We start from the raw sequence: 1,101 nt of genomic DNA on the forward strand, positions 1-1,101 counted from the left end.
GGGAGCATGTCACTTTTGCGATGAGTATAAATACTCGTCAACTCCAGCATGACTTTTTTACGGATCATCAGTATAATAGGCGATAATTATCATCTCTTCCGACTTGAGATAGAATTATGACACCCGAACAACAACAGGCAATTAAAACACATCTAGATGCTATTTCTGCAATACTTTATGATGATTCTAATCAGGATTCCTTGCAGACATTAGAAGATATTGAACTCGCAGTCAGGGACCAAGTTTTGACTCATGTGACACCGCATATCGGCTTTTTTTTATCTGCTCAGCTACCGGTACAAAAGCGGGAAGAATAAAGACATTAAAAAGTACCCTAGGTAATTTAAGTATCACCCAGAAGCAAGCAGATAAACTAGGCTGTGGCAGTCGTAGTCGGTTGAGTCCACATTTAGAAAACTGTTGCTTAAGAGTGAGTGCCAATGTTGCTTATCAGCATGCAGCCGAAGATATTAAGTATCTAACGGGCGTGACTGTTCCGTCTAAAACACAACAGAGATTAGTACATTATCAAGACTTCGACCAGCCCAGAGCCACAGCAGATATTGAGGAGCTAAGTGCAGATGGTGGAAAAGTACGACTCAGGGCAGCTCAAGGAGAAAAATCTGAATGGAAAGATTATAAAGCAATTGTATCAGAAACTGGTATAATAGCTAGCTTCAATCAAAATGATATCATCATTAATTGGGCAAATAAACAACCGCTAGCAAAACCTATAACTTGCTTGGGTGATGGACATGATGGAGTGTGGAATATATTTAAGGAAATCAGTTGTGAACAGAACAGAAGAGAAATCCTCGATTGGTACCATCTGAATCAAAATCTTCAGAAAGTAGGTGGTTCAATGAAGCGACTTAAGCAAGCAGAAGCATATTTGTGGAAAGGAAAGGTAGAGAGCGCGGCAGCTCTATTTACAAAGCTCAAAAAAAAATCAGCAGTGAATTTTTGCAAATATTTAGAAAAGCATAAACAAAGGATTATCAACTATGAAGTTTTCTCAACGGATGGCATCTGTTCAATTGGTTCAGGAGCGGTAGAATCAGGGATTAAGCAAATAGCCAGACGAATTAAAATATCAGGAGC

At 39.1% G+C, this 1,101-nt stretch carries 1 protein-coding gene; it reads left to right on the forward strand.

Translation table 11 applies throughout. The annotated features are described in order from the left end of the window. Positions 1 to 116: 116 nt before the first annotated feature. Positions 117 to 1,101 (forward strand): ISKra4 family transposase gene (locus QUB37_RS29755; RefSeq protein ID WP_333168841.1). Its coding sequence is split into 2 segments (ribosomal slippage), with 983 coding nucleotides annotated over them: positions 117 to 284 and positions 287 to 1,101; the frame shifts between segments, so codons are not numbered across the junction. This gene is flagged as partial in the annotation.

Source organism: Microcoleus sp. AT3-A2 (assembly GCF_036705685.1).
Taxonomy (GTDB): domain Bacteria; phylum Cyanobacteriota; class Cyanobacteriia; order Cyanobacteriales; family Microcoleaceae; genus Microcoleus.